The following is a 23,608-nucleotide window of genomic DNA, read 5'->3' on the forward strand; positions in this document are numbered from 1 at the left end:
CGCATTTATGCAACGCTCGGCGACAGTGTTGCAGCGCCGGACGAAAGCACTTTCCGCTGTCATGTAAGAGACATAATCGGAGGTCATCGGCGCGCCCAACGACGACGAATTCCGTCGCGCACCAGGCCATGCGCCATAGGGGACATCATCCGATGCGAAACAACCTTCTCGTAGGCGCGGCGCTGGTCGCACTCGTCGCGCCCGCCGCCGCCATGGCGCAGGAAACCACCTCGACGATCCGCGGCACCGTGACGGGCGACGGCGCCCCGGTGGCCGGCGCGACCGTCGAGGTCGTCAACGTTCCCTCGGGCACGCGCTCGACCACCACCACCGATTCCAAGGGCAGCTTCAACGCCACCGGCCTGCGTCCGGGCGGCCCCTATTCGATCACGGTTCGCGCCACTGGCTATGCCGACACCACCGTCACCGACGTGACCACGATCGTCGCGCAGACCTTCGACCTTCCGATTGAGCTGACCGCCGAGGGCACCGACATCGTCGTCACCGCGGCCTCGATCCCGAGCGCGCGTACCGTCAGCCAGGGCCCGGCCACCGTTCTCAACGCGGAGAAGATCGGCACCATCGCCTCGGTCAACCGCGACATCCGCGACCTGATGCGCCGCGACCCGCTCGCCCGCCTCGATGACACGCCCAGCGGCGGCCGTGCGGTCAGCTTCGCGGGCCAGAACGCGCGCTTCAACCGCTTCACCGTCGACGGCGTGCCGATCACCGACAATTTCGGCCTCAACCCGGACGGCCTACCGAGCCGCCGCTCGCCGATCCCACTCGACGCGATCGGCCAGTTCCAGACCAAGGTCGCGCCCTATGACGTGCGCGAGGGCAACTTTCAGGGCGGCGTCGTCAACGTCATCCTGAAGTCGGGCACCAACGAGTTCCACGGCACCGGCTTCTACTCCTATTCGGCGGACGAGCTGAGCGGCACCAAGACCAAGGCGGGCCCGGGTGTGCCCTCCGGCGAGGTGATCCTGCCCAACTACAAGTATGAGAATTACGGCGCCGAGCTCTCCGGCCCGATCATCAAGGACCGGTTGTTCTTCATGGTCGCGGGCGAGCGCCTGCGCGCGCCGCGCCCGATCGCCGAGGGTCCCAGCGACGCCAACGCCGGCACCACCATCCCCAACCTGTCACTCGCCGACATCAACAACGTCTCGGCGATCGCGCAGTCACGCTACGGCTATGACACCGGCGGCGTCGTGAGCAGCAACCAGGACAAGGACGACCGCCTCGTCGCGCGGATCGACGCCAACCTCTCGGACACGCAGCGGCTGGCGCTGACCTACAGCTACGCCGAGGACTCGATCGTCCTCACCAACAACACCAGCGCCAATCCCAGCTCGCCCAGCCTCGGGCTCGCGTCGAACGCCTATCTCCAGGGCAACAAGCTGCACACCGGCGTGATCCAGCTGAACTCGGACTGGTCGGACAGTTTCTCCACGGAGGCGCGCGGCTTCTACAAGAAGTACACGCGTATCCAGGACCCGCTGCAGGGCCGCGGCTTCGCCGAGATGCGCGTCTGCACCGCACCCACGTCGGACCGCGCCAACCCGGGTGCCGCGGGCGCCGGCGCCTCGCTCAACTGCGCGCCGGGCTACGCCACGGTCTCGTTCGGTCCAGACGTATCGCGTCAATTCAACGCGCTCAGCACCGAGACCTGGGGCGGCACGCTCCAGGCCCGCGTGACCCGCGAGGGCCATGACCTGCGCATCTTCACCGACATCCAGCATGTCGACGTGTTCAACGCCTTCCTCAGCTCATCCAACCCGCGCGCCGGCACCACCGGCTCCTACTATTTCGATTCGCTGGCGGACTTCCAGGCGGGCAACGCGCAGCGCTTCGGCTACACCAACGCGGTGCCGTCGCTCGATCCGAACAACGCCGCGGCGCAGTTCAACTATTGGCAATATGCCTTCGGCGTGCAGGACGTCTGGAGCATCACCCCGACGCTGAACTTCGCCTATGGCATGCGCTACGACCTGTACGGCAGCCACAGCCGACCGCCGCTGAACGCCACCTTTACCCAGCGCTACGGCTTCACCAACCAGGAATTCCTGTCCGGCCGCGGGCTGTTCCAGCCGCGCTTCGGGTTCGACTGGAAGCCGGTGCGTGAGATCAGCCTTCGCGGCGGCATCGGCATCTTCGGCGGCGGCGCGCCCGACGTCTACACGTCGAACAGCTTCTCCAACACGGGCATCGCGTCCAACGTGATCGACGTGCGCCAGATCAACAACGGCACGTACGAAGGTACCGGCCTGCCGTCGCAGGCGGTCGGCCAGGCGATCCTGAGCAATGTCAACGGTGGGACGATCCCGACCGCGGCCAACACCTATCTGGCCGGCGGCGTCTCGGCGGCGGCGACCAACGCGGTGGCGCCGAACTTCCGCCTGCCGTCGCAGTGGCGCGGCACGCTGTCGCTCGACTATACGCCGCAGTTCCTCGGCGGCGGCTGGACCTTCGGCGGCGACTTCTTCTGGTCGGACGTGCGCGACCAGGTGTTCTGGACCGACATCCGCTCGGTTCCGACCGCGGCGCGTACCCCGGACGGTCGCGTCCGCTACGCCTCGCTGACCACGCCGACGGACACGTTCAACGACATCCTGCTCACCAACACCGGTCGCGGCCGCAGCTACGTCGGCGTCGCGCGAATCAACAAGCAGTTCGACTTCGGTCTCTACCTGGGCGCGAGCTACACCTATCAGAACATCAAGGATCGCACCCCGGCGACCTCGTCGACCGCCGGCTCGAACTATGCCAACGGCGCCTTCCTCGACGCCAATGGCGCGGCCTATGGCACGTCGAACGACGAGGTGCGTCACAACTTCAAATATGACGTGACGTTCGATCACGCCTTCGTGGGCGACTACAAGACCCGCCTGTCGCTGTTCGGCGAGACCCGCATCGGTCGCCCGTACAGCTACACGATGCAGGACACGTCGAGCGGGCGCAGCGCGATTTTCGGCACCACCGGTTCGAACTCGCGCTACCTGATGTACGTGCCGACCGGGATCGACGATCCGCTGGTCTCGTACGACAGCCCGGCCACCGCGGCGACGCTCAACCAGTTCTTCGAGGACTCGGGGCTGGCCAAGTACCGCGGCAAGATCGCGCCGCGCAACGCGTTCAACTCCAAGTGGTTCACCCGGATCGACCTGCACGTCGGCCAGGAGATCCCGACCTTCGTGGGCAACTCGCGCTTCGAGGTGTTCGCGGATATCGAGAACTTCACCAACCTGCTCAACAAGAACTGGGGTCAGATCCGCGAGTATCAGTTCCCCTATACCGCGGTGGCGGCGCGGGTGAGCTGCGTGACGGTGGGCAGCAACACCTGCGCCCAGTATCGCTACTCGCTGCCGAACGCGACGCCGAGCGACACGATCTATGCGTCGCAGTCGCTCTACACGATCCGCGTCGGCGCCCGCTTCACCTTCTAAACGAGCCGCCCGATCGACCTACTCAGGCCGCCGCCCCAGCCCGGGGCGGCGGCCTTCCTTTTGCGCCAAGCGGTTCGCGGGTGTAGAGGAGGCCGCGATGGCGACCTCCGCGACCCACGCGCCCCCCGCGCCCACCGCCCACGTCCCGACCGCGACCAGCGTCGCCTCCCCGGCGCGCCAGCTGTTCGTGCGCCCTTTCTTCGAGGACAAGGCCGCCGCCTTCTGGAAGCTCCAGGCGGCGGGCTGGACCGGCTACATGCTGCTGCGCTCGGTCTCGTCGCTGTCGGTCAGCTTCACGCTGAAATCGATCGTGCCGGTGATCATCGAGTCGATCGTGGGCTATTGCATCACGCTGCTGCTCTCGACGTTGTACGGCTTCTACCGCCGGCTGCCGCGCGTGACGGGCATCATGCTGTCGATCTTCACGCTCTCGGCCGCGACCTTCCTGTACGCCACGCTCGACGCTTTCTCGTTCAGCCTGATCAAGCTCGCCGCGCCCGGCATCGACCTGTCGGTGCTGCTCGCCACCCTGTTCCTCAACTTCACCGTGCTGGCGGGCTGGTCGGCGCTGTATTTCGGCATCAACTTCTACCTGATCGTCGAGGACCAGATCGATCAGATGGAGCATCTCGAGAACCAGGCCTCGAGCGCGCAGCTGGCGATGCTGCGCTACCAGCTCAACCCGCATTTCCTGTTCAACACGCTCAACTCGATCTCGACGCTGGTGCTGCTCAAGCAGACCGAGCGCGCCAACGCGATGCTGTCGCGGCTGAGCTCGTTCCTGCGCTACACGCTCGCCAACGAGCCGACCGCGCACGTCACCGTCGCGCAGGAGATCGAGACGCTCAAGCTGTACCTCGAAATCGAGAAGATGCGCTTCGAGGAGCGGCTGCGCCCGAAATTCGAGGTCGATCCGGGCGTGGAGAAGGCGCGGCTGCCGTCGCTGCTGCTCCAGCCGCTGGTCGAGAATGCGATCAAATATGCGGTCACGCCGCAGGAGGACGGCGCGGAAATCTGCGTCACCGCGCGGCTCGTCGGCGACAGGGTGCTGCTCGGCGTATCCGACACCGGTCCGGGCTTGATGCCGACCAAATCGCGGCCAAGCCTTTCCACCGGCGTCGGCATCGCCAATATCAGGGAGCGGCTGGCACAGGCCTACGGGCCTGACCACCGCTTCGATGTGCGGGCCATGCCGACGGGCGGGTTCGGGGTCGAGATCGAGATCCCGTACCAGCGCGACGTACCGAATAGAGAGGTGTGATGAGCATTCGTACCATTCTCGTCGACGACGAGCCGCTCGCGATCCAGGGGCTCGAGCTCCGCCTCGCGGCGCACGACGACGTCGAGATCATCGCTAAGTGCCAGAACGGGCGCGAGGCGATCAGCGCGATCAAGACCCACAAGCCCGATCTCGTCTTTCTCGACATCCAGATGCCGGGCTTCGACGGATTCTCGGTGGTGCAGGGGCTGATGGACGTCGAGCCGCCCCTCTTCGTGTTCGTCACCGCCTATTCCGATCACGCGATCCGCGCCTTCGAGGCGCAGGCGACCGATTATCTGATGAAGCCGGTGGAGGAGGCGCGCCTCGCCGACACGCTCGACCGCGTGCGCCAGCGGCTGTCCGAGCGGCAGAGCGTCGGCGAGGCGGAAAAGCTCAAGGAGGTGCTCGCCGAGCACGCGCCGCAGGCGGCCGCCGAGATGGGCGACGGTGGCGGCGACGCGGTCAACGCCAGCCGCTTCGAGAAGATGATCAACATCAAGGATCGCGGCCAGATCTTCCGCGTCGACGTCGACACGATCGAGCGGATCGACGCCGCGGGCGATTACATGTGCATCTACACCGGCGACAACACCTTGATCCTGCGCGAGACGATGAAGGACCTCGAGAAGCGCCTCGACCCGCGGCGGTTCCAGCGCATCCACCGCTCGACCATCGTCAATCTCGACCTCGTCAAGCAGGTCAAGCCGCACACCAACGGCGAGTGCTTCCTGGTGCTCGACTCGGGCGCGAGCGTGAAGGTGAGCCGCAGCTACCGCGACGTGGTGGCGCGCTTCGTCCATTGAGCGACGCGCCCGTCCGCGTCGACGCGCTCTACCGCTTCGCGCGGCTCGACGACCCGCACGCGCTGCGTGGCCCGCTGCTGGAGCTCGCGCGCGCGGGCGGCGTGCGCGGCACGCTGCTGCTCGCGAGCGAGGGGGTGAACGGCACGGTGGCGGGCGCGCCCGAGGCGCTCGACCGGCTGCTCGCGCCGATCCGCGCGCTGCCGGGCGGGGCGCTGTCGCTCAAGCACAGCTGGGCCGACGCCTCGCCGTTCCACCGGCTCAAGGTCAAGGTGAAGCGCGAGATCGTGACGATGGGCGAGCCCGTCGATCCGCTCACCGAGGCCGGCCATCATGTCGCGCCGGCCGAGTGGAACGCGCTGATCGATGATCCCGCCACGCTCGTGATCGACACGCGCAACGCCTATGAGGTGCGCGTCGGCAGCTTCGCCGGCGCGGTCGACCCAGGCACCGCGAGCTTCGCCGACTTCCCCGCCTGGTTCCGGGCGCACCGCGACACGTTGCTGGCGGGCAAGACGCGCGTGGCGATGTTCTGCACCGGCGGGATCCGCTGCGAGAAGTCGACCGCGCTGCTCCGGCGCGAGGGGGTCGAGCAGGTCCACCATCTCGACGGCGGCATCCTGCGCTATCTCGAGGAGGTGCCCGCCGCTGAGAGCCGCTGGTCGGGCGAATGTTTCGTGTTCGACCAGCGGGTCGCGGTCGGCCATGGCTTGGCACCGGGGACGCACCTGCTGTGCCACGCCTGCCGCATGCCGGTGAGCGCGGCGGATCACGCGTCGCCGCTGTACGTCGAGGGGGTGAGCTGTCCCGCCTGCCATGCGTCCCGCGACGACACGCAACGCGCCGGCTACGCCGAGCGCCACCGCCAGCAGCGGCTCGCCGAGTCGCGCGGCGAGGCGCATGTCGGGCGGCGATTCGAGGGGTGATGCCGGCGGGCGGTCTCTCCGGTTGGCGGCGGCGATGGCGCTTGATCGCGCTGCTGATCGGCACCCTGGCCTATTGGCTGCTCGTCTGCCGCATCGACGATGTCGCGGAGCCGTGGGATGGCAGGAACTACTGGCGGCTCTGGTATCCGGCGTCGGTCGCGGTGGCGGCGCTCGCCGGGTGCTGGTTGCGGCAGCGCGGCTGGAGCGCCGGAGTGATCGTCACCTTCGCGCAGTGGCCTGTCATGTGGCTGACGAGCCGCCAGCCGATGATCTCGCCCATCGCGCCGTTGATGCTCGCGGCGCTCGCGCTTGCTCCGATCGGTGCCGCCACGCTAGCCGGCGGGTGGCGCGGCCGGTCGCCTGCCGGATCGAACTAGTGCGGAGAAGGGTGAGGTCTGCCGCCGCCCCATCCAACCCACCTTTCCGCCCCGCCCGCGATGCGATAGACGCGCGCGCATGCTCAACCTCAACGGCATCACCGTGCGCCTCGGCGGGCGCACGATCCTCGACGGCGCGACCGCGGCACTGCCGCCCGGCAGCCGCGTCGGCCTGATCGGGCGCAACGGCGCGGGCAAGTCGACGTTGGTGCGCGTCATCGCCGGCCAGCTCGAGCCCGACGACGGCTCGGCCGACATGCCCAAGGGCGCGCGGCTCGGCTATATCGCGCAGGAGGCCCCCGCGGGCGACGCCACCCCCTTCGACACGGTGATCGCCGCCGACCTCGAACGCGCCGCGCTGATGCTCGAGAGCGAGAACTGCGAGGATCCCGACCGGCTCGGCGACGTCTACGAGCGGCTGATCGCGATCGACGCTTACACCGCCCCCGCCCGCGCCGCGCAGATCCTGATCGGGCTCGGCTTCGACGAGGAAATGCAGCAGCGCCCGCTCGACAGCTTCTCGGGCGGGTGGAAGATGCGCGTCGCGCTCGCCGCCCTGCTCTTCTCCCAGCCCGACCTGCTGCTGCTCGACGAGCCCTCGAACCACCTCGACCTCGAGGCGGTGATGTGGCTGGAGGATTTCCTCAAGGGCTATCCCGCGACGATCGTCGTGGTCAGCCACGAGCGCGACTTCCTCAACAACGTCGTCGACCATATCCTCCACCTCCAGGGCGGCAAGATCACGCTCTATCCCGGCGGCTATGACGCGTTCGAGCGCCAGCGCGCCGAGCGCATGGCGCAGCTCGAGGCGGCGCGCGCCAACCAGGCGGCGCAGCGCGAGAAGCTGCAGGCCTATATCGCCAAGAACTCCGCCCGCGCCTCCACCGCCAAACAGGCGCAGAGCCGGCAGAAGATGCTCGCCAAGATGCAGCCGATCGCGGAGATGGCGAACGACCCGACCTTGTCGTTCGGCTTCCCCGACCCGAGCGAGCTGCGCCCGCCGCTGATCACGCTCGATCTCGCCAGCGTCGGCTATAATGCGACGCCCATCCTCAAGCGGCTCAACCTGCGGCTCGACCCCGACGACCGCGTCGCTTTGCTCGGGCGCAACGGCAACGGCAAGACCACGCTGGCACGGCTGCTCGCGGCGCAGCTGACCCCGCTGGAGGGCGCGATGAACGCGACCCCGAAGATGAAGGTCGGCTACTTCACGCAATATCAGGTGGAGGAGCTCGACACCGACGACACGCCGCTCGAGCATATGACGCGCATCATGAGGGGCGCCACGCCCGCCGCGGTGCGCGCGCAGCTCGGGCGCTTCGGCTTCTCGGGCGACAAGGCGACCACCAAGGTCGGCAAGCTCTCCGGCGGTGAGCGCGCGCGATTGGCGCTGGCGCTGATCACGCGCGAGGCGCCGCACCTGCTGATCCTCGACGAGCCGACCAACCACCTCGACGTCGACGCGCGCGAGGCTTTGGTGCAGGCGCTCAACGCTTACTCGGGCGCGGTGGTGCTGGTCAGCCACGATCGCCACATGCTGGAGCTCACCGCCGACCGGCTGGTGCTGGTCGACGAGGGCACCGCGCGCGAGTTCGACGGCAGCCTCGACGATTACATCGCCTTCGTGCTGAAGGGCGATCCCGCCAAGCCGGGGATGAGCAAGGCCGAGCGCAAGGCCGACAAGAAAGCCGCGGCGGAGCGGCGCGACCGCGACGCCGCGCTGCGCAAGACGGTGCGCGAGCTGGAGGCGGAGATCGCGCGGCTCACCGCGGAGCGCTCGGGCATCGAGCGCGCGATGGCGGACCCGAGCGGCGCGGACCCGCGCTGGCGCGGCAAGGCGATGGGCGAGCTGAGCCGGATGCGCGGCGACGTGCAGGCGGTGCTCGACACGGTCGAGCTGCGCTGGATGGAGGCGAGCGAGACGCTGGAGAGCGCGAACTGAGGGGGCGTTGATCATTCCCTGCAAGGGGAGGGCTAGATCCTTCCCAGCAAGGGGAGCGCGGGCGAGGTCGTGCCCCCGGACGATCTTGGCCTGCCGGGGGCAGGCCAAAGCCCGCGCTGGCAGCGCGCAGCGCTGACGGAGGGGCGTCGCGGCCGGTGAGTGTCGCTCGGCTCACCGCGTGCGACACCCCTCCACCACGCCTTTCGGGCGCGGTCCCCTCCCCTTGTAGGGGAGGATTTAAGCGTACGTCACTCGCCCTCGCGCGTTTCCTCCGCGCCCTCCGCCTCACCGCCGCGCTCGAACCAGGCCTCGACCGGGCCGGTGAGCTTGATCGTCAGCGGCCGGCCGTGGCGATCGACCTTCTTGCCGAGCGCGACGCGGATCCAGCCCTCGGAGATGCTGTATTCCTCGACGTCGCGGCGCTCCACGCCCTTGAATCGGATGCCGACCCCGCGCTGGAGCGCGGCTTGGTCGAAGTGCGGGCTCGACGGATCGATCGAGAGATGGTCGGGAGGCGTGTCGGTCATGGCGCGGCGCCATGCCGCAATCCGCGCGCGCAGGCCAACAAAAAACGGCGCGGGATCGCTCCCGCGCCGCCCGGTGCGTCAGTAGCCGTAGCCGTAGTACCCGCGCGGCCGGTAATAGTCGCGGTAATAGCCGCGCGGTTCGTAGTAATAGGCCCGCGGCGGCGGGGCATATTCGCGGTAATAGACGCGCGGCGGCGGCGCCGGGTAATAGCCGCGGTCATAATAGCCTCGATCGGCGTAATAGCCGCGGTCATAGCGGTCGTAATAGCGGTCACGGTTGTTGCTCGACGCGATCGCCGCGCCCAGCCCCAGCCCGATCACGCCGCCGATCAGCGCGCCCGCAGCGGTGTCACCGCCGCGATCGCGATGGCGCCAGTAGCGCTGCGCCTCGGCGGGCGCGGCGCTGGTGAGCGCGGTCGCCGCCAGCACGGTGGCGAGCCCGGCCTTCTTCCACAGTCCCGACATCTCAAGACCTCCTCAACTCGGTTCGCATGATGGGTCCAACGCAGAGTGATGCGAGCCTGTTGCGGTCGTTAGACGAGTCGCGCTGAACCGTGCCGGAATGTGACATTCATCGCGCGTCTAGGTGGCGGCCGCGTTGGGGCAGACCGCACGCGATCGCTCAGCTCGCGCGCCGGGTCGAGAAGAAGCCCCGGAGCAGCGCCGCCGACTCACCCGCGCCGATGCCGGCGTAGACCTCCGGGCGATGATGACAGGTGGGCTGCGCGAAGAAGCGCGGCCCGTGCTCCACCGCGCCGCCCTTGGCGTCGTCCGCGCCATAATAGAGCCGCGCGATCCGCGCGTGCGCGATCGCGCCGGCGCACATGGCACAGGGTTCGAGCGTGACCCAGAGGTCGCAATCCTCCAGCCGGTCGCGGCCGAGCGCGCGCGCGGCGGCGCGGATCGCGAGCACCTCGGCGTGCGCCGTTGGGTCGCACAGCGCGCGCGGCGCGTTGGCCGCAACGGCGACGACCTCGTCGCCGCGTACCACCACGGCCCCCACCGGCACCTCGCCGCGCGCCGCGGCGTCGCGCGCGGCGTCGAGCGCCTGACGCATCGCGGGAGGCAGCGGGAACATGCCGGCGCGCCTAGCGCGCGGCGAGCGCCTCCGCCAGCCCGAGCGGCGCGGCGCGGCGACGCCTCAGCGCTGCTCGCCGGGCTTCTGGATGTCGACCTTGGGCACTTCGACGGTCTTGTTCTCGGTACCGACGCTGACCTTGGCGACGTCCGCCTCGAACTTGGGTGCCTGCCCGCCCTCGAGCCGCGGCAGCTGCGCGGTCTGCGTCTGATCGAACTTGACGAACCCCAGCATCATCGCGGCGAGCAGCACGAGGGCCGCGATCCCCACCAGAGCGAGCAGCATGCGCATGTGATATCCTCCCGATCGGTACGTTAGCGCAACAACGCTTGTGCCGCTACAACGCGCCGCCGGGAGCGAGGTTGCCGCTGGCCCGACTTGGCCGATCGCGTGATCGCTTGACCGATCGGCCGCCGCGGGCTATCGCGCCCCACTTTCCGGGCAACCGATATTCAGGATCGATCACATGTCGCGCATCTGCGAGCTGACCGGCAAGGGCCGGCAGGTGGGGCACAACGTCTCCCACGCCAACAACAAGACCAAGCGTACGTTCTTGCCCAACCTGCAGAACGTCACGCTGCTGTCGGACGCGCTGGAGCGTTCGGTGTCGCTGCGCGTCTCGACCCACGGGCTGCGCTCGGTCGAGCACAACGGCGGGCTGGACAACTGGCTGGTCAAGACCTCGGACGACAAGCTGTCGCTCAAGGCGCGCCGCCTCAAGCGCGACATCGTGAAGAAGCGCGCCGCCGCCGTCGCGGCCTGATCCGCTTCTCCGATCCGATCGATCGCGGCCCGCCGTCCCCGTGACGGTGGGCCGCTTCGCGTGCGCGGCTCAGCCGAGCCAACGGAACTTGGCGAGCACGGTCGGGCGCCAGCGTGACATGTCATTGTCGGTGACCACCCAGATCATCGTCGCGCCGCGCTCCATCGTCACCGCGATACCCTCGGCATTCTCCCGCGCCATGATCGGGCTGAGATCGGCCACCACCGGTCCGGCGAGCAGCGCGCCGGGACGGATCGAGTCGCGCGCGATCCGCACCAGCACCGATTCGAATCGCAGCGGTGGAAAGTGCCAGCGCCGGTTGAGCACCAGCACGTCGCCGTTGGGCAGCACCGCGGCGTCGCTCGGCGCGAAGCCCTCGGGCGGGCGATAGTGTAACGGTCTGCCATAGTCGCCGGACACGGTCGGATCGCCGTCGAACAATAACGCGTTGCGCGGCTCAACCATGCCGCGCCAGCCTTCCTGGATGACGAGGAAGCGGCCGTCATTGAGCCGTACCAGCGATTCGGGTCCGGTATTGGCGCCCCAGTAACGCATCGGTCGCGGCGCCACCGAGCCCAGAGCGTGTTGGAGATCTGCGGCATAGCGCCAGATCGCGTTCACACGCTCGTAGCCGATCCAGACGACGCCGCTGCTCCGATCGAGCACCAGTGACTCGGTGTCCCGATCCTCTTTCATCCAGCCGGTGCCGGGCCCGTCGCGCAGCGTGACGATCGCGCGCTTCCGAAGGTGCCGGCCCGCGATGCTGAGGCGGAGGAACTGGCCGCCATCGCTGAGCAGCACCGCCTCGTCACCGCTCAGCGCCAGCGCCGAATAGCCGCCGAAGGCGTGATCGTCCGAGCTGAGCGAGAGCGCGCCGACCGGTTCGAGCAGACCGATCCGTCGCGGCCACCCGCCCGACGGCGCGAGCCACCGCGCCCGCACCGTCGCGTCGGACGAGAGGACCGGCAGCCGCGCCTCGCCGGCCCAGCCCGGCACCAGCAGCAGCACCGCGAGCAGGGAGAGGAACCAGCGCATCGCGGCGCTCTACGGGAGGCGTGCCGCGGGGGAAAGGAGGATGAACCTTCGATAACGGGCGCATTCAGGGTCGGCTCAACGCGACTCGAGCATAACCGCAACATCGACGGGGAGCCCCGCCGACCGGAACAAGCAAACGGGAGATGACAGATGTTCAAGAATCTCGCTCTGGCTGGCGCCGCGCTCGCGATGGGTACCGCCGCGATCGCACCGACCGCCGCCGACGCGCAGCGTTACGGCCGCTATGACCGCGACTATCGTGACTATCGCTACGATCGCAGCAGCTACCGCGACTATGACCGCCGCGGCGACTCGCGCCGGTACAATTACAACCAGCGCTGCTCGGGCGGCACCACCGGCACGGTGGTCGGTGCGATCGCGGGCGGCCTACTCGGCCGGGTGATCGACTCGCGCGGCGACCGCACGCTCGGCACGGTGCTCGGCGGCGTCGGCGGCGCGGTGGCGGGCAACGCGATCGAGAAGTCGAACAACCCGCGGTACTGCCGTTAACTTCTTGCGGTTACAGGGGCGGGCGTGGCCGAGCGGCCTTGCCGTCCCGACCGCCACGAGTTCCCTCGCGTAGAGTAGGAGGGCGCGGGTCCGGTACCTTCGGGTGCCGGACCCGTAGTCTTGTCACGCGCGGCGGCTGCCTCACTGGTAATGGCCGAGTCGCTCGAACCCGGTGTTGGTCTTCGCCATCTTCATCAGCTTGCGGATCTGTCCGCGCGCGTGACGGTCGAACTTGCGATCGTCGTAAACGCCGCGCCAGATGAACTCGTCTTTGTCCTGCAACGCCTTGAGCGCGGCGATGAGCGAATCTTGGGCATCGCTGGCGCCGCCGCGCAGCAGTGCCGCGCACACCATCTCCTCGGCCGCGGCCTGGTCGCAATCGTCGTGACGGTCGCGGCCGTGGCGTTCGGCGGTGACCTGGTCGACGCGCGCCGCCTCGACCCGGCGCTCCAGCCAGGTCCGCACCGCCGCGCCGTCCCACGCCGCCGCCATCACGCCTCCTCCTCGGCCGCGGCGAGCACCCGCGCGATCTCGTCCTCACCCAGGCCGAACACCGCGGCGAGCCCGGCGACGCTCGCGCCGCGCGCCGCGAGCGTGCGGATCCGCTCGCCGTCGACCAGCGTGGCGTAGCCGCTGACGTCGCGGTCCTGGCGCACCACGTCGCGTCGCCCCGAGCCGCGCTTGCGCTCGGCGGCGGCGCGATGCGGGTCGCGCTCGGCCAACGCCGCCGCGGCCTCGCGGCGCGAGCGGCGCGCCGCCTCGCGCTCCTGCGCCTGCGCCTCGCGCGCGGCCGCGCGCGACTCGAGTCGCGCGGTCATCGCCTCGGCCCGTGCCGCGGCGCGCGCCTCGCTCGACCGGGCGCGCTCGTCGGCGCTTGTGGCGACCTCGCGGCGTTGGCCCGCCACTCCGCCGTGATTCCAGCTGCTGTCGACCAAGACTCGCTCCACCGACGCCCCGTGCGCCCTCGCCCGCTCCTACGGTGACGGCGGCATGGCCGGCAACCCGCGGCCACGACGCTGTCGCTTTAGCCGCCGCGACGCGGTACGGAGCGCGCCATGCATTTCCTCGATCAGGCAAAGATCTTCGTGCGCTCGGGCGCGGGCGGCCCCGGCGCGGTCAGCTTCCGGCGCGAGAAGTTCATCGAATATGGCGGCCCCGACGGCGGCGACGGCGGCAAGGGCGGCGACATCGTCTTCGAGGCGGTGGCCGGGCTGAATACGCTGATCGACTTCCGCTACACCCAGCATTTCCGCGCCCCGCGCGGCACCGGCGGCTCGGGCAGCAATCGCACCGGCGGCGGCGGCAAGGATCTCGTCATCAAGGTGCCCGTCGGCACGCAGATCCTCGCCGACGACGAGGAGCGCACGCTCTTGGCCGATCTCACCAAGGTGGGCGAGCGGATCGTGTTCCTGCGCGGCGGCGACGGCGGGCGCGGCAACGCCAGCTACAAGACCTCGACGAACCGCGCGCCGCACCAGCACGGCACCGGCTGGCCCAGCGAGGAGGCCTGGGTGTGGCTGCGGCTCAAGCTGCTCGCCGACGCGGGGCTGGTGGGCTTGCCCAACGCGGGCAAGTCGACCTTCATCAACCAGGTCACCAACGCCCAGGCCAAGGTGGGCGCCTATGCCTTCACCACGACCCGCCCGCAGCTCGGCGTGGTGCGCCACAAGATGCGCGAGTTCGTCGTCGCCGACATCCCCGGGCTGATCGAGGGCGCCGCCGAGGGCGCGGGCATCGGCGACCGCTTCCTCGGCCATATCGAGCGCTGCCGCGTGCTGCTCCACCTCATCGACGCCAACGACGAGGACGTGGCGGAGAGCTATCGCATCGTCCGCGACGAGCTGGCGGCCTATGGCGGCGGGCTCGAGGACAAGCCCGTGGTGGTCGCGCTCAACAAGATCGACACGCTCGACGACGAGCTGATCGCGGCGCTCTCGGCGGAGCTGGAGGAAGCGAGCGGCGCCGAGGTGATCCCGCTCTCGGGCGCGAGCGGCGTCGGCGTCGACTGGGCGCTCGACAAGTTGCTCGAGGCGATCCCGACGAGCGGGTCGCCGGTCGACGACGACGGCGAGGAGGAAGCGCTGGAATGGTCGCCGCTGCGAGGGTAGAATAAGGCGACGTCTATAAGGGAGTCATGGCCACGCAGATCACGCCCGACTACCCGCAGCTGACCGCCGACCGCTTCCTCGAAATGGACTTCGGGGAAGACAAGGCGGAGCTGGACAACGGCGTCGTGCGCATGATGGCCGGCGGGTCGGCGCGCCATGCCCGGGTAAGCGGGAACATCTTCCTGGCGCTCGGCTCGCGACTCCGTGGCAGCGGCTGCTCCCCCTACAATGCGGACATGGCGACGCGGACCCATGATCTGTCGGTCCGCTTCCCCGACGTGGCCGTCTTCTGCGGCAAGAACGATCCGGCGTTCGACGCTGCCAAGGCCTTCACCGACCCGCGCATCCTCTTCGAGGTGCTCTCCGGCAGCACCGATCTCACCGTCAAGCTGGAGGAGTACAAAGCCCTGCCCAGCGTCGACACGATCGTGTTCGTCGACATCGCGGCCGAGCGCCTGCGCGTGCTGCAGCGCACCGGGCCGCGCGCGTGGAGCGACGTCGCGCATGACGCGCCGGTCGACCTCCCCCTGCCCGCGCTGAGCCTCACCCTCCCCCACGCCGAGATCTTCGCGCGCGATTGAGCCCGGCGCACGCGCGCGCTACCGCTCGCCGCGCCATGTCTCTGTTCCCGCCCGCCGCCTGCCCGCGCCTGATCGTCAAGATCGGCTCGGCGCTGCTCGTCGACGACGCCGGGGGCGTGCGCCGCGCCTGGCTCGAGACGATCGCCGCCGCCATCGCCGAGCGAGTCGCCGCCGGGCAGCAGGTCGCCGTCGTCTCCTCGGGCGCGATCGCGCTCGGCGCGCGCCGGCTCAGGCTCGCCAAGGGCGGACGCGCCAGCCTGGAGGACGCGCAGGCCGCCGCGGCGACCGGGCAGATCGCACTTGCCGGCGTGTGGGCCGAGGTGCTCGGCGCACGCGGGCTGACCGCGGCGCAGATGCTCGTCACGCTCGGCGACCTGGAGGAGCGGCGTCGCTACCTCAACGCCGCCGCCACGCTCAACCGCCTGCTTCAGCTCGGCGTCGTGCCCGTGATCAACGAGAACGACTCGGTCGCCACCGAGGAGATCCGCTTCGGCGACAACGACCGGCTCGCCGCGCGCGTGGCGCAGGCCGCGGCGGCGCAGGGCGTGGTGCTGCTCTCCGACGTCGACGGCCTGTACGACCGCAACCCCGCGCTGCCCGGCGCGCGGCACATCGCACGCGTCGAGCGGATCGACGCCGCGATCGAGGCGATGGCCGACCGCGGCTCGGCCTCGGGGATGGGCTCGGGCGGGATGGTCTCCAAGATTGCGGCGGCGCGGATCGCCAACGCCGCCGGGGCGGCGCTGGCGATCGCCTCGGGGCGCGCCGAGGCGCCGCTGTCGGCCGCGGCGCGGCACACGCTCTTCGTCGCCGAGCGCGCCGCGCCGGCGCGCAAGGCGTGGCTCGCCGGCGGGCTGACGGCGCGCGGCGCGCTCCACGTCGACGCCGGCGCCGCGCGCGCGCTGACCGAGGGCCGCAGCCTGCTCGCCGCCGGAGTCACGCGGGTGGAGGGGGAGTTCGCGCGCGGCGATCTCGTCACCATCGAGGGGCCGGCGGGGACGATCGCGCGCGGCCTCGCCGAATATGACGCGGGCGAGGCGGCGAAGCTGCTCGGGAGGCGCAGCGACGAGCAGGCGGCGATCCTCGGCTATGCCCCGCGCGCCGCGCTGGTCCACCGCAACCATATGGCGCTGCTGTGATCCTGGCACTCACCGGGGCGACCGGCTTCGTCGGCGGCGCGCTAATGAAGCAGGCACTCGCCGCGGGACATCAGGTGCGCGCGCTGGCGCGGCGGGCGCAGACCGGGCGCGAGGGCGTGACTTGGGTGAGCGGCGCGCTGAACGACGCGGCGGCGCTCTCGGAGCTGGTGTCGACCGCGGACGCGGTGGTCCATGTCGCCGGCGCGGTGAACGCGCCCGACCGCGCCGGTTTCGCCGCCGCCAACATCGAGGGTACGCGCGCCGTGGTCGAGGCGGCCAAGGTGTGGGGCGTCGCCCCCTTCGTCCACGTCTCCTCGCTCGCCGCGCGCGAGCCGACGCTCTCCAATTATGGCTGGTCGAAGGCCGGTGCCGAGGCGATCGTGCACGAGAGCGGGCTCGACTGGACGATCGTCCGCCCGCCCGGCGTCTACGGCCCCGGCGACATGGAACAGCGCGACCTGTTCCGCGCGGCGCGGCGCGGCGTCGTGCCCTTGCCCCCCAACGGCCGGCTCTCGATCGTCCACGTCGATGACCTCGCGCGGTTGCTGCTCACCCTCGCCGAGCAGCCGGGAACGGGTGCGCACGCCACCTACGAGCCTGCCAGCCCGGACGGCGCGCTGCGCTACACCGAGTTCGCGCGCGCGATCGCCGCCGCGATCGGCCGCCGCGCGCTGCCGCTGCCGCTGCCCGCCGCCTTGCTCCGCCTCGCCGCGCGCGGTGACGCGCTGTTCCGCGGCGCCAATGCCAAGCTCACCGCCGACCGCGTCGCCTATATGGTTCACCCCGACTGGACCGCCGATCCCGCCAAGGCGCCCCCGCCCGAGCTGTGGCGCGCACGGATCGGCGCGGCGGAGGGGCTGGCCGGCACGGCGCGATGGTATCGCGCCCAGGGGCTGCTATAGCGCGGCCCGACATCCGCCGCATTTCAAGGCCACAGCCGAGCTTATGACCGACCGCAGCACGATCCTCGACACGCTCCGCGCGCAGATCGAACCCTTCAACAAGAAGGGCATCGAGATCACCGAGGCGACCACCTTCCAGGGCGACCTCGAGTGGGACTCGCTCACCGTGATGGACTTCGTCGCCGCGATCGAGGACGAGTTCGACATCATCATCACGATGAACATGCAGGCCGAGATCGAGACCGTGGGGCAGCTCGCCGACGCGGTCGAGAAGCTGCGGGGCTGACCGCGATGACCGAGACCGGCCTCCAGCCCGAGGCGCTGCCCGAGACCGTCGCGCCCGCGCCGACCGCGCGCGACCTGTTCGCCAAGTTCGACCCGCTGATCGCCGAGCGCGACAAGCTGATGTCCTCGGGCGTGCGCGACCCCTTCGGCATCGTCATGGAGGAGGTGCGCTCGCCCACCACCGCGGTGATCCGCGGGCAGGAGACGATCCTGCTCGGCACCTACAATTACATGGGCATGACCTTCGACCCCGACGTGATCGCGGCGGGTAAGCGCGCGCTGGAGCAGTTCGGCAGCGGCACCAACGGCAGCCGCATGCTCAACGGCACCTTCCGCGACCATGTCGACGCCGAGGACGCGCTGCGCGAGTTCTACGGTGCCGCGCACGCGATGGTCTTCTCCACGGGCTATCAGGCCAATCTCGGCGTGATCTCGACGATCGCCGGGCGCGGCGAATATGTCATCCTCGACGCCGACAGCCACGCCTCGATCTACGACGGCTGCAAGATGGGCGACGCCGAGATCGTCCGCTTCCGCCACAACTCGGTCGAGGACCTCGACAAGCGGCTCGGCCGCCTGCCCAAGGAGCCGGGCAAGCTGGTGGTGCTCGAGGGCGTCTACTCGATGCTGGGCGACATCGCGCCGCTGCGCGAGATGGTCGCGGTGGCGCGCAAGCACGGCTGCATGGTGCTGGTCGACGAGGCGCACTCGATGGGCTTCTTCGGCGAACACGGCCGCGGCGTCTACGAGGAGCTGGGCCTGGCGCTCGGCGACGACGTGGATTTCGTGATCGGCACCTTCTCCAAGTCGGTCGGGACCGTCGGCGGCTTCTGCATCTCCAACCATCCCAAGTTCGAGGCGCTGCGCCTGTCCTGCCGCCCCTATATCTTCACCGCCTCGCTGCCGCCGTCGGTGGTCGCGACCGCCGCGACCTCGGTGCGCAAGCTGATGCACGCGCACGAGAAGCGCGCGCGGCTGTGGGACAATGCGCGGCGGCTGCACGGCGGGCTCAAGGCGCTCGGCTTCCGGCTCGGCACCGACGCGCCCGACTCCGCGATCGTCGCGGTGATCCTGGAGGACCAGGAACAGGCGGTGGCGATGTGGCAGGGGCTGCTCGAGGCCGGGCTGTACGTCAACGTCGCGCGTCCGCCCGCGACGCCGACGGGCACATTCCTGCTGCGCTGCTCGATCTGCGCCGAGCACAGCGCCGAACAGATCGACCGCGTGGTCGCGATGTTCGCCGCGGCGGGTCAGCAGGTCGGGGCGATCGCGGCGACCTGAGCCGGGCGCTTTAACCTTTGGTAAGGTAAACGGCGGTAAACCGCCGCCGGTGACCGACGAGGACGCCGAGCGCGGAGGCCCGACCTCCACCTGGGGGACGATCGCCCTGTGGGTGATGGGCCTGCTGGGTGTCGCGGTGCTCGCCGCGCTGCTGCTGACATTGCGCGAGGCCAATCACCGCCGCGACGACGCGCTGGCGGCGCAACGCCACAGCTACGACGTGATGATCCTGGTCCGCACGCTGCAGGGCACGATCGCGCGTTCCGAGGCATCGCTGGGCCGCTACGTCATCTCGGGCGACCAGCAGCTCGGGCGGCTCTATTTCGAGGACTGGCGCCGCGCCGACGAGACGATCGACCGGATCGAGAAGCTGACGCACGACAATGCCATCCAGTCACGTCATCTCGCCGGAATCCGCGACGCCTTCCGCGAGCGCGGCGACGAGCTCGCGCTCACCGCGCTCAACACCAATTACCGCAAGAACAATCAGGCGCTGGCGCGCTTCTACCACAGCAGCAAGGCCGGCTCGCTGACGCGGATCAACGAGGGGCTCGATGCGCTGGTGGCCGAGGAGCGCGTGCTGCTCGAGGCGCGCACCAGCCATGCTCAGGCCTCGGTGCGGCGATCCAGCATCATCGCCAAGGTGCTCGCCGCCTTCGGGCTGCTGCTGGTAGTAGGGGTGATCTGGCTCGGCTGGGCGGTGGTGTCGGCCTTGTCCGAGCATGCCGTGGCGCGCGCGGAGGCCGACGCGCAGCGCGACCGTGCGGAGGAGCTCGCCAGCGCGGTGGCGCAGGCCACCGAGGAGCTGCGCGCACAGGAGGCGCGGCTGCGCCAGATCCAGAAGATGGAGGCAGTGGGCCAGCTGACCGGCGGCATCGCGCACGATTTCAACAATATGCTGGCGGTCGTGCTGGGCGGGATCGAGCTGGCGCAGCGCGCCGTGACGATCGATCCGAAGACGGCCGCGCGCCATCTCTCCAGCGCGCACGACGGCGCACAGCGTGCCGCGGCGCTGACCCAGCAATTGCTCGCCTTCGCGCGCGAGACCGCGATCAACCCCGAGCCGATCGCCGCCGCGCCGCTGTTCGAGGGGCTCGCCGACCTGATCGGCCGGACGCTGGGCGACGGCGTCACGGTTCGCTTCGGCGACGAGAGCGACGGCTGGTGCACGCGCGCCGACCGGGTGCAATTGGAGAACTCGCTGGTCAACCTCGCGGTCAACGCGCGCGACGCGATGGAGGGGCGCGGCACGCTCACCGTCCGCGCGCTGCGCCGCACCGTTGCCGGCGAGGATTATGTCGCGCTCGCGGTGAGCGATACCGGCTGCGGCATGACGCCCGAGGTGGTCGAGCGCGTGTTCGAGCCCTTCTTCACCACCAAGCCGGTCGGCAAGGGCACGGGCCTGGGGCTGAGCCAGGTCTTCTCCTTCGCGCGCGGGCTGGGCGGCGACGTGTCGGTCGATTCGGTGGTGGGGCTCGGCACCACGGTGACGCTGCTGCTGCCGCGCGAGCGCGCGCGACCCGCTTCGTCCGCGCCGCCGATGCCCGTCGCCGCGGCGCCGGTCGCGCCCGTGCAGAACCCGGCGGGCCTGCACATCCTGGTGGTGGAGGACGACCCGCGCGTGTTGCCCGCGACGATGGATGCGCTCAGCGAGCTGGGGCATCATCCCCGCGCGTGCGACGACCCGACGCGCGCCGCCGCACTGCTGGCCGGGATGGACCGGGTCGACCTGATACTCTCCGACGTGCTGATGCCGACGCTGACCGGCCCCGAGATGGTCGCCGAGCTGGCCGCGACCCACGCGGGCGTGCCGGTGCTGTTCGTCACCGGCTTCGCGGGCGGCGCCGACGAGGCGATCGACCTCGGCGGCCGCCCGGTGCTGCGCAAGCCCTTCACGCTCGCGGGGCTGGAGCGCGCGGTGGCGCAGGCCGCGGCCGCACCGGCGGAAACGCGCGCGGCGGCGTGAGGAAGCGAAATCCTCCCCGGCACGGGAGGGAGACCAGCCGAAGCCTGGTGGAGGGGGCGGTCCGCAGACGCGACGCGCCGAGGTAGCAGCCTGAACGGAGTACGTACCGCGCGGAGGGCCCCCTCCACCACGTCCTCCGGGCGCGGGACCTCTCCCCTTGAAGGCGCGGAGCTGAGCCCATCACCGCCCCACATTCCCGTGCACCGCCACGCTTTTCGCTGCTGACGCGCGCGCCGCGGCCCCGTATAGCCGCAGCCTCACCAGGGCCTTCACCGCCCGACGCCACGGGGCAGCGCCGCACCTTGTTCACCTCGATCGACCGCTACATGGCCCGGCTGATCGCGCTGCCGCTGTTCGCCACCTTGCTGATCGCCTCGATGCTGCTGATCCTCGACCGGATCGGCCGCCTGTTCGACTTCGTCATCACCCAGGGTGGCCCGGTCAGCGTGGTGTGGAAGATGCTGGCCAACCTGCTCCCCGAATATCTCGGCCTGGGCATCCCGATCGGGCTGATGCTGGGCGTGCTGCTCGCCTTTCGCCGCATCGCGACCTCGAGCGAGCTCGACGTGATGCGCGGCGTCGGCATGAGCTACTCGCGGCTGCTGCGCGTGCCCTATATGTACGCGATCATCCTCGCCGCGCTGAACATCGCGATCGTCGGCTACGTCCAGCCACTGGCGCGCTACAATTACGAGAAGCTGCGCTTCGAGCTGCGCACCGGCGCGCTCGGCGCCTCGATCAAGGTGGGCGAGTTCACCCATCTGGGCGACCGCATCACGCTGCGGATCGAGCGCAGCCAGGACAGCGGACGGCGGCTCTCGGGCATCTTCCTCCACGCGTTGACGCCGCGCAACGACTGGGCCGGCGTCACCGCCGAGACCGGGCAATTCCTCGCCACCGACGATCCCAACGTGATCATCTTTCGCCTCACCGACGGCACGCTGATCCACAATCGCCCCGATTTCCCGACGCCGCGCGTGCTGACCTTCAGCTCGCACGACCTGCCGATCAACCTGCCGCGCTTCGAGAGCTTCCGCACGCGCGGCGGCAAGAACCTGGAATATACGCTGCCCCAGCTCGCCCAGCTCGGCCATGCGCGCAACGCCAGCGAGGCGCAGCGCGACGGCAGCCGCGCCGAGTTCCACTTCCGCGTCGTCGAGGTGGCGATGATGTTCCTGCTGCCACTGCTCGCGGTGTCGCTCGGCGTGCCGCCGAAGCGATCCAGCTCGGCGCTGGGCGTGTTCCTGTCGATCGTGATGGTGGTGACCTATCACAAGATCAACCAATATGCCGCGGCGGTGGGCGAGCGCGGCGCGGTCGACCCGCTGATCGCGCTGTGGGTGCCGTTCCTGCTGTTCGGCGCGCTGATCCTGTGGATGTATTACACGCTCGCCTATGTCCCCGGCGGCCAGCCGATCGGCGCGCTCGAGCGCTTCTTCGGCAAGGCGTGGCAGGCGATCGCGCGCTACCTGCCGGGTCGCCGGCGCAAGGAGGCGCGCGCGTGAGCGCCTTCTTCCCCTCACGCACCGTCGCCATCTACATGGCTCGGCTGTTCCTCACGCGCACCTTCGGCATCCTGTTCGGGCTGGTGCTGGTGCTGCAGACGCTCGACCTCTTGAGCGAGAGCGGGCGGATCCTGGGCACCGCGGGCAACGGTGACGCCGAGGTGTGGCGCTACGTCTCGCTGCGCGCGCCGCAGATCATCTCCACCTTCCTGCCCTTCTCGGTGCTGCTCGGCACCGTGCTGACGCTGATCACGATGAACGCCAACAGCGAGGTGGTGGCGCTCAAGGCCTCGGGGCTGTCGGCGCACCAGGTGCTGGCGCCGCTGGTGATCGCGAGCGTCGGCATCGCGCTCGTCACCTTCGCGTTCAACGACCGCATCGTCAGCCGCGCCACCGCCGAGCTGAGCGCGTGGCAGAAGGTCAATTACGGCGCGATGCCGCTCGACCGCGGCGACCGTGCCAACGTCTGGGTACGCGCCGACAACAACCTGATCTCGGCGGACCGGATCAGCGGGCGCGGCGAGGCGGCGCGGCTCGGCGGTATCACCGTGTACGAGCGCAACCCCGACGGCGGGCTGCGCGGACTGATCACCGCACCCAACGGCCTGCGCCAAGGCGACGGTTGGAAGGTATGGCCGGCCAAGCGCTTCGACGTCGCCTCGGGCGCGCTCACCTCGCTCGGCACGGTCGTGGTGGCGCGCGGCGTCACCCCCGACCAGTTCACGCTGGCCAACGTCGACGGCGACGCGCTGTCGTTCACCGGGCTGCGCGCCGCGATCTCCGACCTGGAGGAGGCGGGGCGGCCGACCAAGTCGCTCGAGGGCGTGCTGTGGCACAAGCTCTCCGGCCCGCTGTCCTCGGTGCTGATGCCGCTGCTCGGCGCGGTGGCGGCGTTCGGCATCGCACGATCGGGCGCGCTGTTCGTCCGCGCGGTGATCGGCATGGCGCTCGGTTTCGCCTATTTCATGGCGGACAAGTTCGCGTTGGCGATGGGCAATCTCGGCGCCTACCCGCCCTTCCTCGCCGCCTGGGCGCCCTTTCTGCTGTTCCTGCTGATCGGCGAGGCGGTGCTGCTGCGGACGGAGGAGTAAGAGGCGCGGTCGCTGCCCCGTGCTCCTGCGCACGCTGGAGTGGGGGGCGGCGGACGTTGACCTTCGTGGCGCTGGGTTCCTG

General features: G+C 69.9%; 24 protein-coding genes. 17 read left to right on the plus strand and 7 right to left on the minus strand.

Annotation, left to right across the window (positions count from 1 at the left end; translation table 11 throughout):
- The first annotated feature begins 152 nt into the window (after nucleotides 1-152).
- From KZ820_RS07805 to KZ820_RS07830, 6 genes are all read left to right on the plus strand, one after another.
- Nucleotides 153-3,449, plus strand: coding sequence for a TonB-dependent receptor (locus KZ820_RS07805; protein WP_219747967.1), 3,297 nt, complete (start codon nucleotides 153-155; stop codon nucleotides 3,447-3,449).
- Between the two features lie 97 nt (nucleotides 3,450-3,546).
- Nucleotides 3,547-4,710 (plus strand): sensor histidine kinase, encoded by a 1,164-nt coding sequence (locus KZ820_RS07810; protein WP_219747968.1) that lies wholly within the window; start codon nucleotides 3,547-3,549, stop codon nucleotides 4,708-4,710.
- Nucleotides 4,710-5,513 carry a LytR/AlgR family response regulator transcription factor gene (locus KZ820_RS07815; RefSeq protein WP_219747969.1) on the plus strand — a complete coding sequence of 268 codons (804 nt, stop codon included), beginning with the start codon at nucleotides 4,710-4,712 and terminating at the stop codon, nucleotides 5,511-5,513. The genes KZ820_RS07810 and KZ820_RS07815 overlap by 1 nt, the downstream gene beginning before the upstream one ends.
- Nucleotides 5,510-6,436 carry an oxygen-dependent tRNA uridine(34) hydroxylase TrhO gene (gene trhO, locus KZ820_RS07820; RefSeq protein WP_219747970.1) on the plus strand — a complete coding sequence of 309 codons (927 nt, stop codon included), beginning with the start codon at nucleotides 5,510-5,512 and terminating at the stop codon, nucleotides 6,434-6,436. The genes KZ820_RS07815 and trhO overlap by 4 nt, the downstream gene beginning before the upstream one ends.
- A gap of 41 nt (nucleotides 6,437-6,477) precedes the next feature.
- Nucleotides 6,478-6,813: a hypothetical protein gene (locus KZ820_RS07825; protein ID WP_219747971.1), complete on the plus strand. Its 336-nt coding sequence runs from the start codon at nucleotides 6,478-6,480 to the stop codon at nucleotides 6,811-6,813.
- Nucleotides 6,814-6,892: 79 nt separating this feature from the next.
- Nucleotides 6,893-8,755, plus strand: coding sequence for an ABC-F family ATP-binding cassette domain-containing protein (locus tag KZ820_RS07830; RefSeq protein ID WP_219747972.1), 1,863 nt, complete (start codon nucleotides 6,893-6,895; stop codon nucleotides 8,753-8,755).
- 248 nt (nucleotides 8,756-9,003) lie between these two features.
- Here KZ820_RS07830 and KZ820_RS07835 read toward each other — a convergent pair whose 3' ends face one another.
- From KZ820_RS07835 to KZ820_RS07850, 4 genes are all read right to left on the minus strand, one after another.
- Nucleotides 9,004-9,282 (minus strand): DUF3297 family protein, encoded by a 279-nt coding sequence (locus tag KZ820_RS07835; protein WP_219747973.1) that lies wholly within the window; start codon nucleotides 9,280-9,282, stop codon nucleotides 9,004-9,006.
- A 78-nt stretch (nucleotides 9,283-9,360) separates the two neighbouring features.
- A complete protein-coding gene (locus KZ820_RS07840; RefSeq protein ID WP_219747974.1) occupies nucleotides 9,361-9,747 on the minus strand; it encodes a hypothetical protein in 387 nt (128 codons plus the stop codon).
- 157 nt (nucleotides 9,748-9,904) lie between these two features.
- Nucleotides 9,905-10,339, minus strand: coding sequence for a nucleoside deaminase (locus tag KZ820_RS07845; protein ID WP_219748163.1), 435 nt, complete (start codon nucleotides 10,337-10,339; stop codon nucleotides 9,905-9,907).
- A gap of 84 nt (nucleotides 10,340-10,423) precedes the next feature.
- Nucleotides 10,424-10,651, minus strand: coding sequence for a hypothetical protein (locus KZ820_RS07850; RefSeq protein WP_183921703.1), 228 nt, complete (start codon nucleotides 10,649-10,651; stop codon nucleotides 10,424-10,426).
- 175 nt (nucleotides 10,652-10,826) lie between these two features.
- Here KZ820_RS07850 and rpmB point away from each other — a divergent pair, with 175 nt between their 5' ends.
- Nucleotides 10,827-11,123, plus strand: coding sequence for a 50S ribosomal protein L28 (rpmB, locus tag KZ820_RS07855; RefSeq protein WP_183921704.1), 297 nt, complete (start codon nucleotides 10,827-10,829; stop codon nucleotides 11,121-11,123).
- A 69-nt stretch (nucleotides 11,124-11,192) separates the two neighbouring features.
- On the opposite strand, the gene KZ820_RS07860 is transcribed toward rpmB, so the two are convergent.
- A complete protein-coding gene (locus KZ820_RS07860; RefSeq protein ID WP_219747975.1) occupies nucleotides 11,193-12,158 on the minus strand; it encodes an esterase-like activity of phytase family protein in 966 nt (321 codons plus the stop codon).
- Nucleotides 12,159-12,308: 150 nt separating this feature from the next.
- Here KZ820_RS07860 and KZ820_RS07865 point away from each other — a divergent pair, with 150 nt between their 5' ends.
- Nucleotides 12,309-12,668, plus strand: a complete 360-nt coding sequence (locus KZ820_RS07865) for a glycine zipper 2TM domain-containing protein (RefSeq protein ID WP_219747976.1) — start codon at nucleotides 12,309-12,311, stop codon at nucleotides 12,666-12,668.
- A gap of 141 nt (nucleotides 12,669-12,809) precedes the next feature.
- Here the strand turns inward: KZ820_RS07865 and KZ820_RS07870 are convergent, their stop codons facing one another.
- Both KZ820_RS07870 and KZ820_RS07875 read right to left on the minus strand, forming a co-directional pair.
- Nucleotides 12,810-13,160: a hypothetical protein gene (locus KZ820_RS07870; RefSeq protein WP_219747977.1), complete on the minus strand. Its 351-nt coding sequence runs from the start codon at nucleotides 13,158-13,160 to the stop codon at nucleotides 12,810-12,812.
- The gene (locus KZ820_RS07875; protein WP_258047782.1) at nucleotides 13,160-13,603 is read right to left on the minus strand and encodes a hypothetical protein; all 444 of its coding nucleotides are present in this window, start codon (nucleotides 13,601-13,603) and stop codon (nucleotides 13,160-13,162) included. The genes KZ820_RS07870 and KZ820_RS07875 overlap by 1 nt, the downstream gene beginning before the upstream one ends.
- A 120-nt stretch (nucleotides 13,604-13,723) precedes the next feature.
- Between KZ820_RS07875 and obgE the strand changes: the two genes are divergently transcribed.
- The 9 genes from obgE (at nucleotide 13,724) to lptG (ending at nucleotide 23,526) form a co-directional block, all read left to right on the plus strand.
- A complete protein-coding gene (gene obgE / locus KZ820_RS07880; RefSeq protein ID WP_219747978.1) occupies nucleotides 13,724-14,776 on the plus strand; it encodes a GTPase ObgE in 1,053 nt (350 codons plus the stop codon).
- 26 nt (nucleotides 14,777-14,802) lie between these two features.
- Complete coding sequence (locus KZ820_RS07885; RefSeq protein ID WP_219747979.1) at nucleotides 14,803-15,357, plus strand: Uma2 family endonuclease; 555 nt, start codon at nucleotides 14,803-14,805, stop codon at nucleotides 15,355-15,357.
- A gap of 35 nt (nucleotides 15,358-15,392) precedes the next feature.
- On the plus strand, nucleotides 15,393-16,496 hold the full coding sequence (gene proB, locus KZ820_RS07890; RefSeq protein WP_219747980.1) for a glutamate 5-kinase: 1,104 nt from the start codon (nucleotides 15,393-15,395) through the stop codon (nucleotides 16,494-16,496).
- Nucleotides 16,493-17,398 carry an NAD-dependent epimerase/dehydratase family protein gene (locus tag KZ820_RS07895; protein WP_219747981.1) on the plus strand — a complete coding sequence of 302 codons (906 nt, stop codon included), beginning with the start codon at nucleotides 16,493-16,495 and terminating at the stop codon, nucleotides 17,396-17,398. Before proB ends, KZ820_RS07895 begins: the two co-directional genes overlap by 4 nt.
- A 43-nt stretch (nucleotides 17,399-17,441) precedes the next feature.
- The gene (locus tag KZ820_RS07900; protein WP_132910340.1) at nucleotides 17,442-17,684 is read left to right on the plus strand and encodes an acyl carrier protein; all 243 of its coding nucleotides are present in this window, start codon (nucleotides 17,442-17,444) and stop codon (nucleotides 17,682-17,684) included.
- 5 nt (nucleotides 17,685-17,689) lie between these two features.
- A complete protein-coding gene (spt, locus tag KZ820_RS07905) occupies nucleotides 17,690-18,964 on the plus strand; it encodes a serine palmitoyltransferase (protein WP_219747982.1) in 1,275 nt (424 codons plus the stop codon).
- A gap of 49 nt (nucleotides 18,965-19,013) precedes the next feature.
- Nucleotides 19,014-20,930 (plus strand): ATP-binding protein, encoded by a 1,917-nt coding sequence (locus KZ820_RS07910; protein ID WP_308462157.1) that lies wholly within the window; start codon nucleotides 19,014-19,016, stop codon nucleotides 20,928-20,930.
- A gap of 326 nt (nucleotides 20,931-21,256) precedes the next feature.
- Nucleotides 21,257-22,435, plus strand: coding sequence for an LPS export ABC transporter permease LptF (gene lptF / locus KZ820_RS07915; RefSeq protein ID WP_219748166.1), 1,179 nt, complete (start codon nucleotides 21,257-21,259; stop codon nucleotides 22,433-22,435).
- Nucleotides 22,436-22,470: 35 nt separating this feature from the next.
- A complete protein-coding gene (lptG, locus tag KZ820_RS07920; protein WP_219748167.1) occupies nucleotides 22,471-23,526 on the plus strand; it encodes an LPS export ABC transporter permease LptG in 1,056 nt (351 codons plus the stop codon).
- The last annotated feature ends 82 nt before the right edge of the window (nucleotides 23,527-23,608 follow it).

Origin of the sequence: Sphingomonas citri (genome assembly GCF_019429485.1) — a bacterium.
Taxonomy (GTDB): domain Bacteria; phylum Pseudomonadota; class Alphaproteobacteria; order Sphingomonadales; family Sphingomonadaceae; genus Sphingomonas; species Sphingomonas citri.

Bases quoted from the DNA above. Each gene is read 5' to 3' on its own strand.
- KZ820_RS07860 (WP_219747975.1), bottom strand. From the start codon at position 12,158: ATGCGCTGGTTCCTCTCCCTGCTCGCGGTGCTGCTGCTGGTGCCGGGC.
- proB (WP_219747980.1), top strand. From the start codon at position 15,393: ATGTCTCTGTTCCCGCCCGCCGCCTGCCCGCGCCTGATCGTCAAGATC.
- KZ820_RS07850 (WP_183921703.1), bottom strand. From the start codon at position 10,651: ATGCGCATGCTGCTCGCTCTGGTGGGGATCGCGGCCCTCGTGCTGCTC.
- KZ820_RS07830 (WP_219747972.1), top strand. From the start codon at position 6,893: ATGCTCAACCTCAACGGCATCACCGTGCGCCTCGGCGGGCGCACGATC.
- KZ820_RS07835 (WP_219747973.1), bottom strand. From the start codon at position 9,282: ATGACCGACACGCCTCCCGACCATCTCTCGATCGATCCGTCGAGCCCG.
- KZ820_RS07865 (WP_219747976.1), top strand. From the start codon at position 12,309: ATGTTCAAGAATCTCGCTCTGGCTGGCGCCGCGCTCGCGATGGGTACC.
- lptF (WP_219748166.1), top strand. From the start codon at position 21,257: ATGGCCCGGCTGATCGCGCTGCCGCTGTTCGCCACCTTGCTGATCGCC.
- rpmB (WP_183921704.1), top strand. From the start codon at position 10,827: ATGTCGCGCATCTGCGAGCTGACCGGCAAGGGCCGGCAGGTGGGGCAC.
- KZ820_RS07885 (WP_219747979.1), top strand. From the start codon at position 14,803: ATGGCCACGCAGATCACGCCCGACTACCCGCAGCTGACCGCCGACCGC.
- KZ820_RS07845 (WP_219748163.1), bottom strand. From the start codon at position 10,339: ATGCGTCAGGCGCTCGACGCCGCGCGCGACGCCGCGGCGCGCGGCGAG.
- KZ820_RS07840 (WP_219747974.1), bottom strand. From the start codon at position 9,747: ATGTCGGGACTGTGGAAGAAGGCCGGGCTCGCCACCGTGCTGGCGGCG.
- KZ820_RS07900 (WP_132910340.1), top strand. From the start codon at position 17,442: ATGACCGACCGCAGCACGATCCTCGACACGCTCCGCGCGCAGATCGAA.
- spt (WP_219747982.1), top strand. From the start codon at position 17,690: ATGACCGAGACCGGCCTCCAGCCCGAGGCGCTGCCCGAGACCGTCGCG.
- KZ820_RS07810 (WP_219747968.1), top strand. From the start codon at position 3,547: ATGGCGACCTCCGCGACCCACGCGCCCCCCGCGCCCACCGCCCACGTC.
- KZ820_RS07805 (WP_219747967.1), top strand. From the start codon at position 153: ATGCGAAACAACCTTCTCGTAGGCGCGGCGCTGGTCGCACTCGTCGCG.
- KZ820_RS07815 (WP_219747969.1), top strand. From the start codon at position 4,710: ATGAGCATTCGTACCATTCTCGTCGACGACGAGCCGCTCGCGATCCAG.
- lptG (WP_219748167.1), top strand. From the start codon at position 22,471: ATGGCTCGGCTGTTCCTCACGCGCACCTTCGGCATCCTGTTCGGGCTG.
- obgE (WP_219747978.1), top strand. From the start codon at position 13,724: ATGCATTTCCTCGATCAGGCAAAGATCTTCGTGCGCTCGGGCGCGGGC.
- KZ820_RS07870 (WP_219747977.1), bottom strand. From the start codon at position 13,160: ATGGCGGCGGCGTGGGACGGCGCGGCGGTGCGGACCTGGCTGGAGCGC.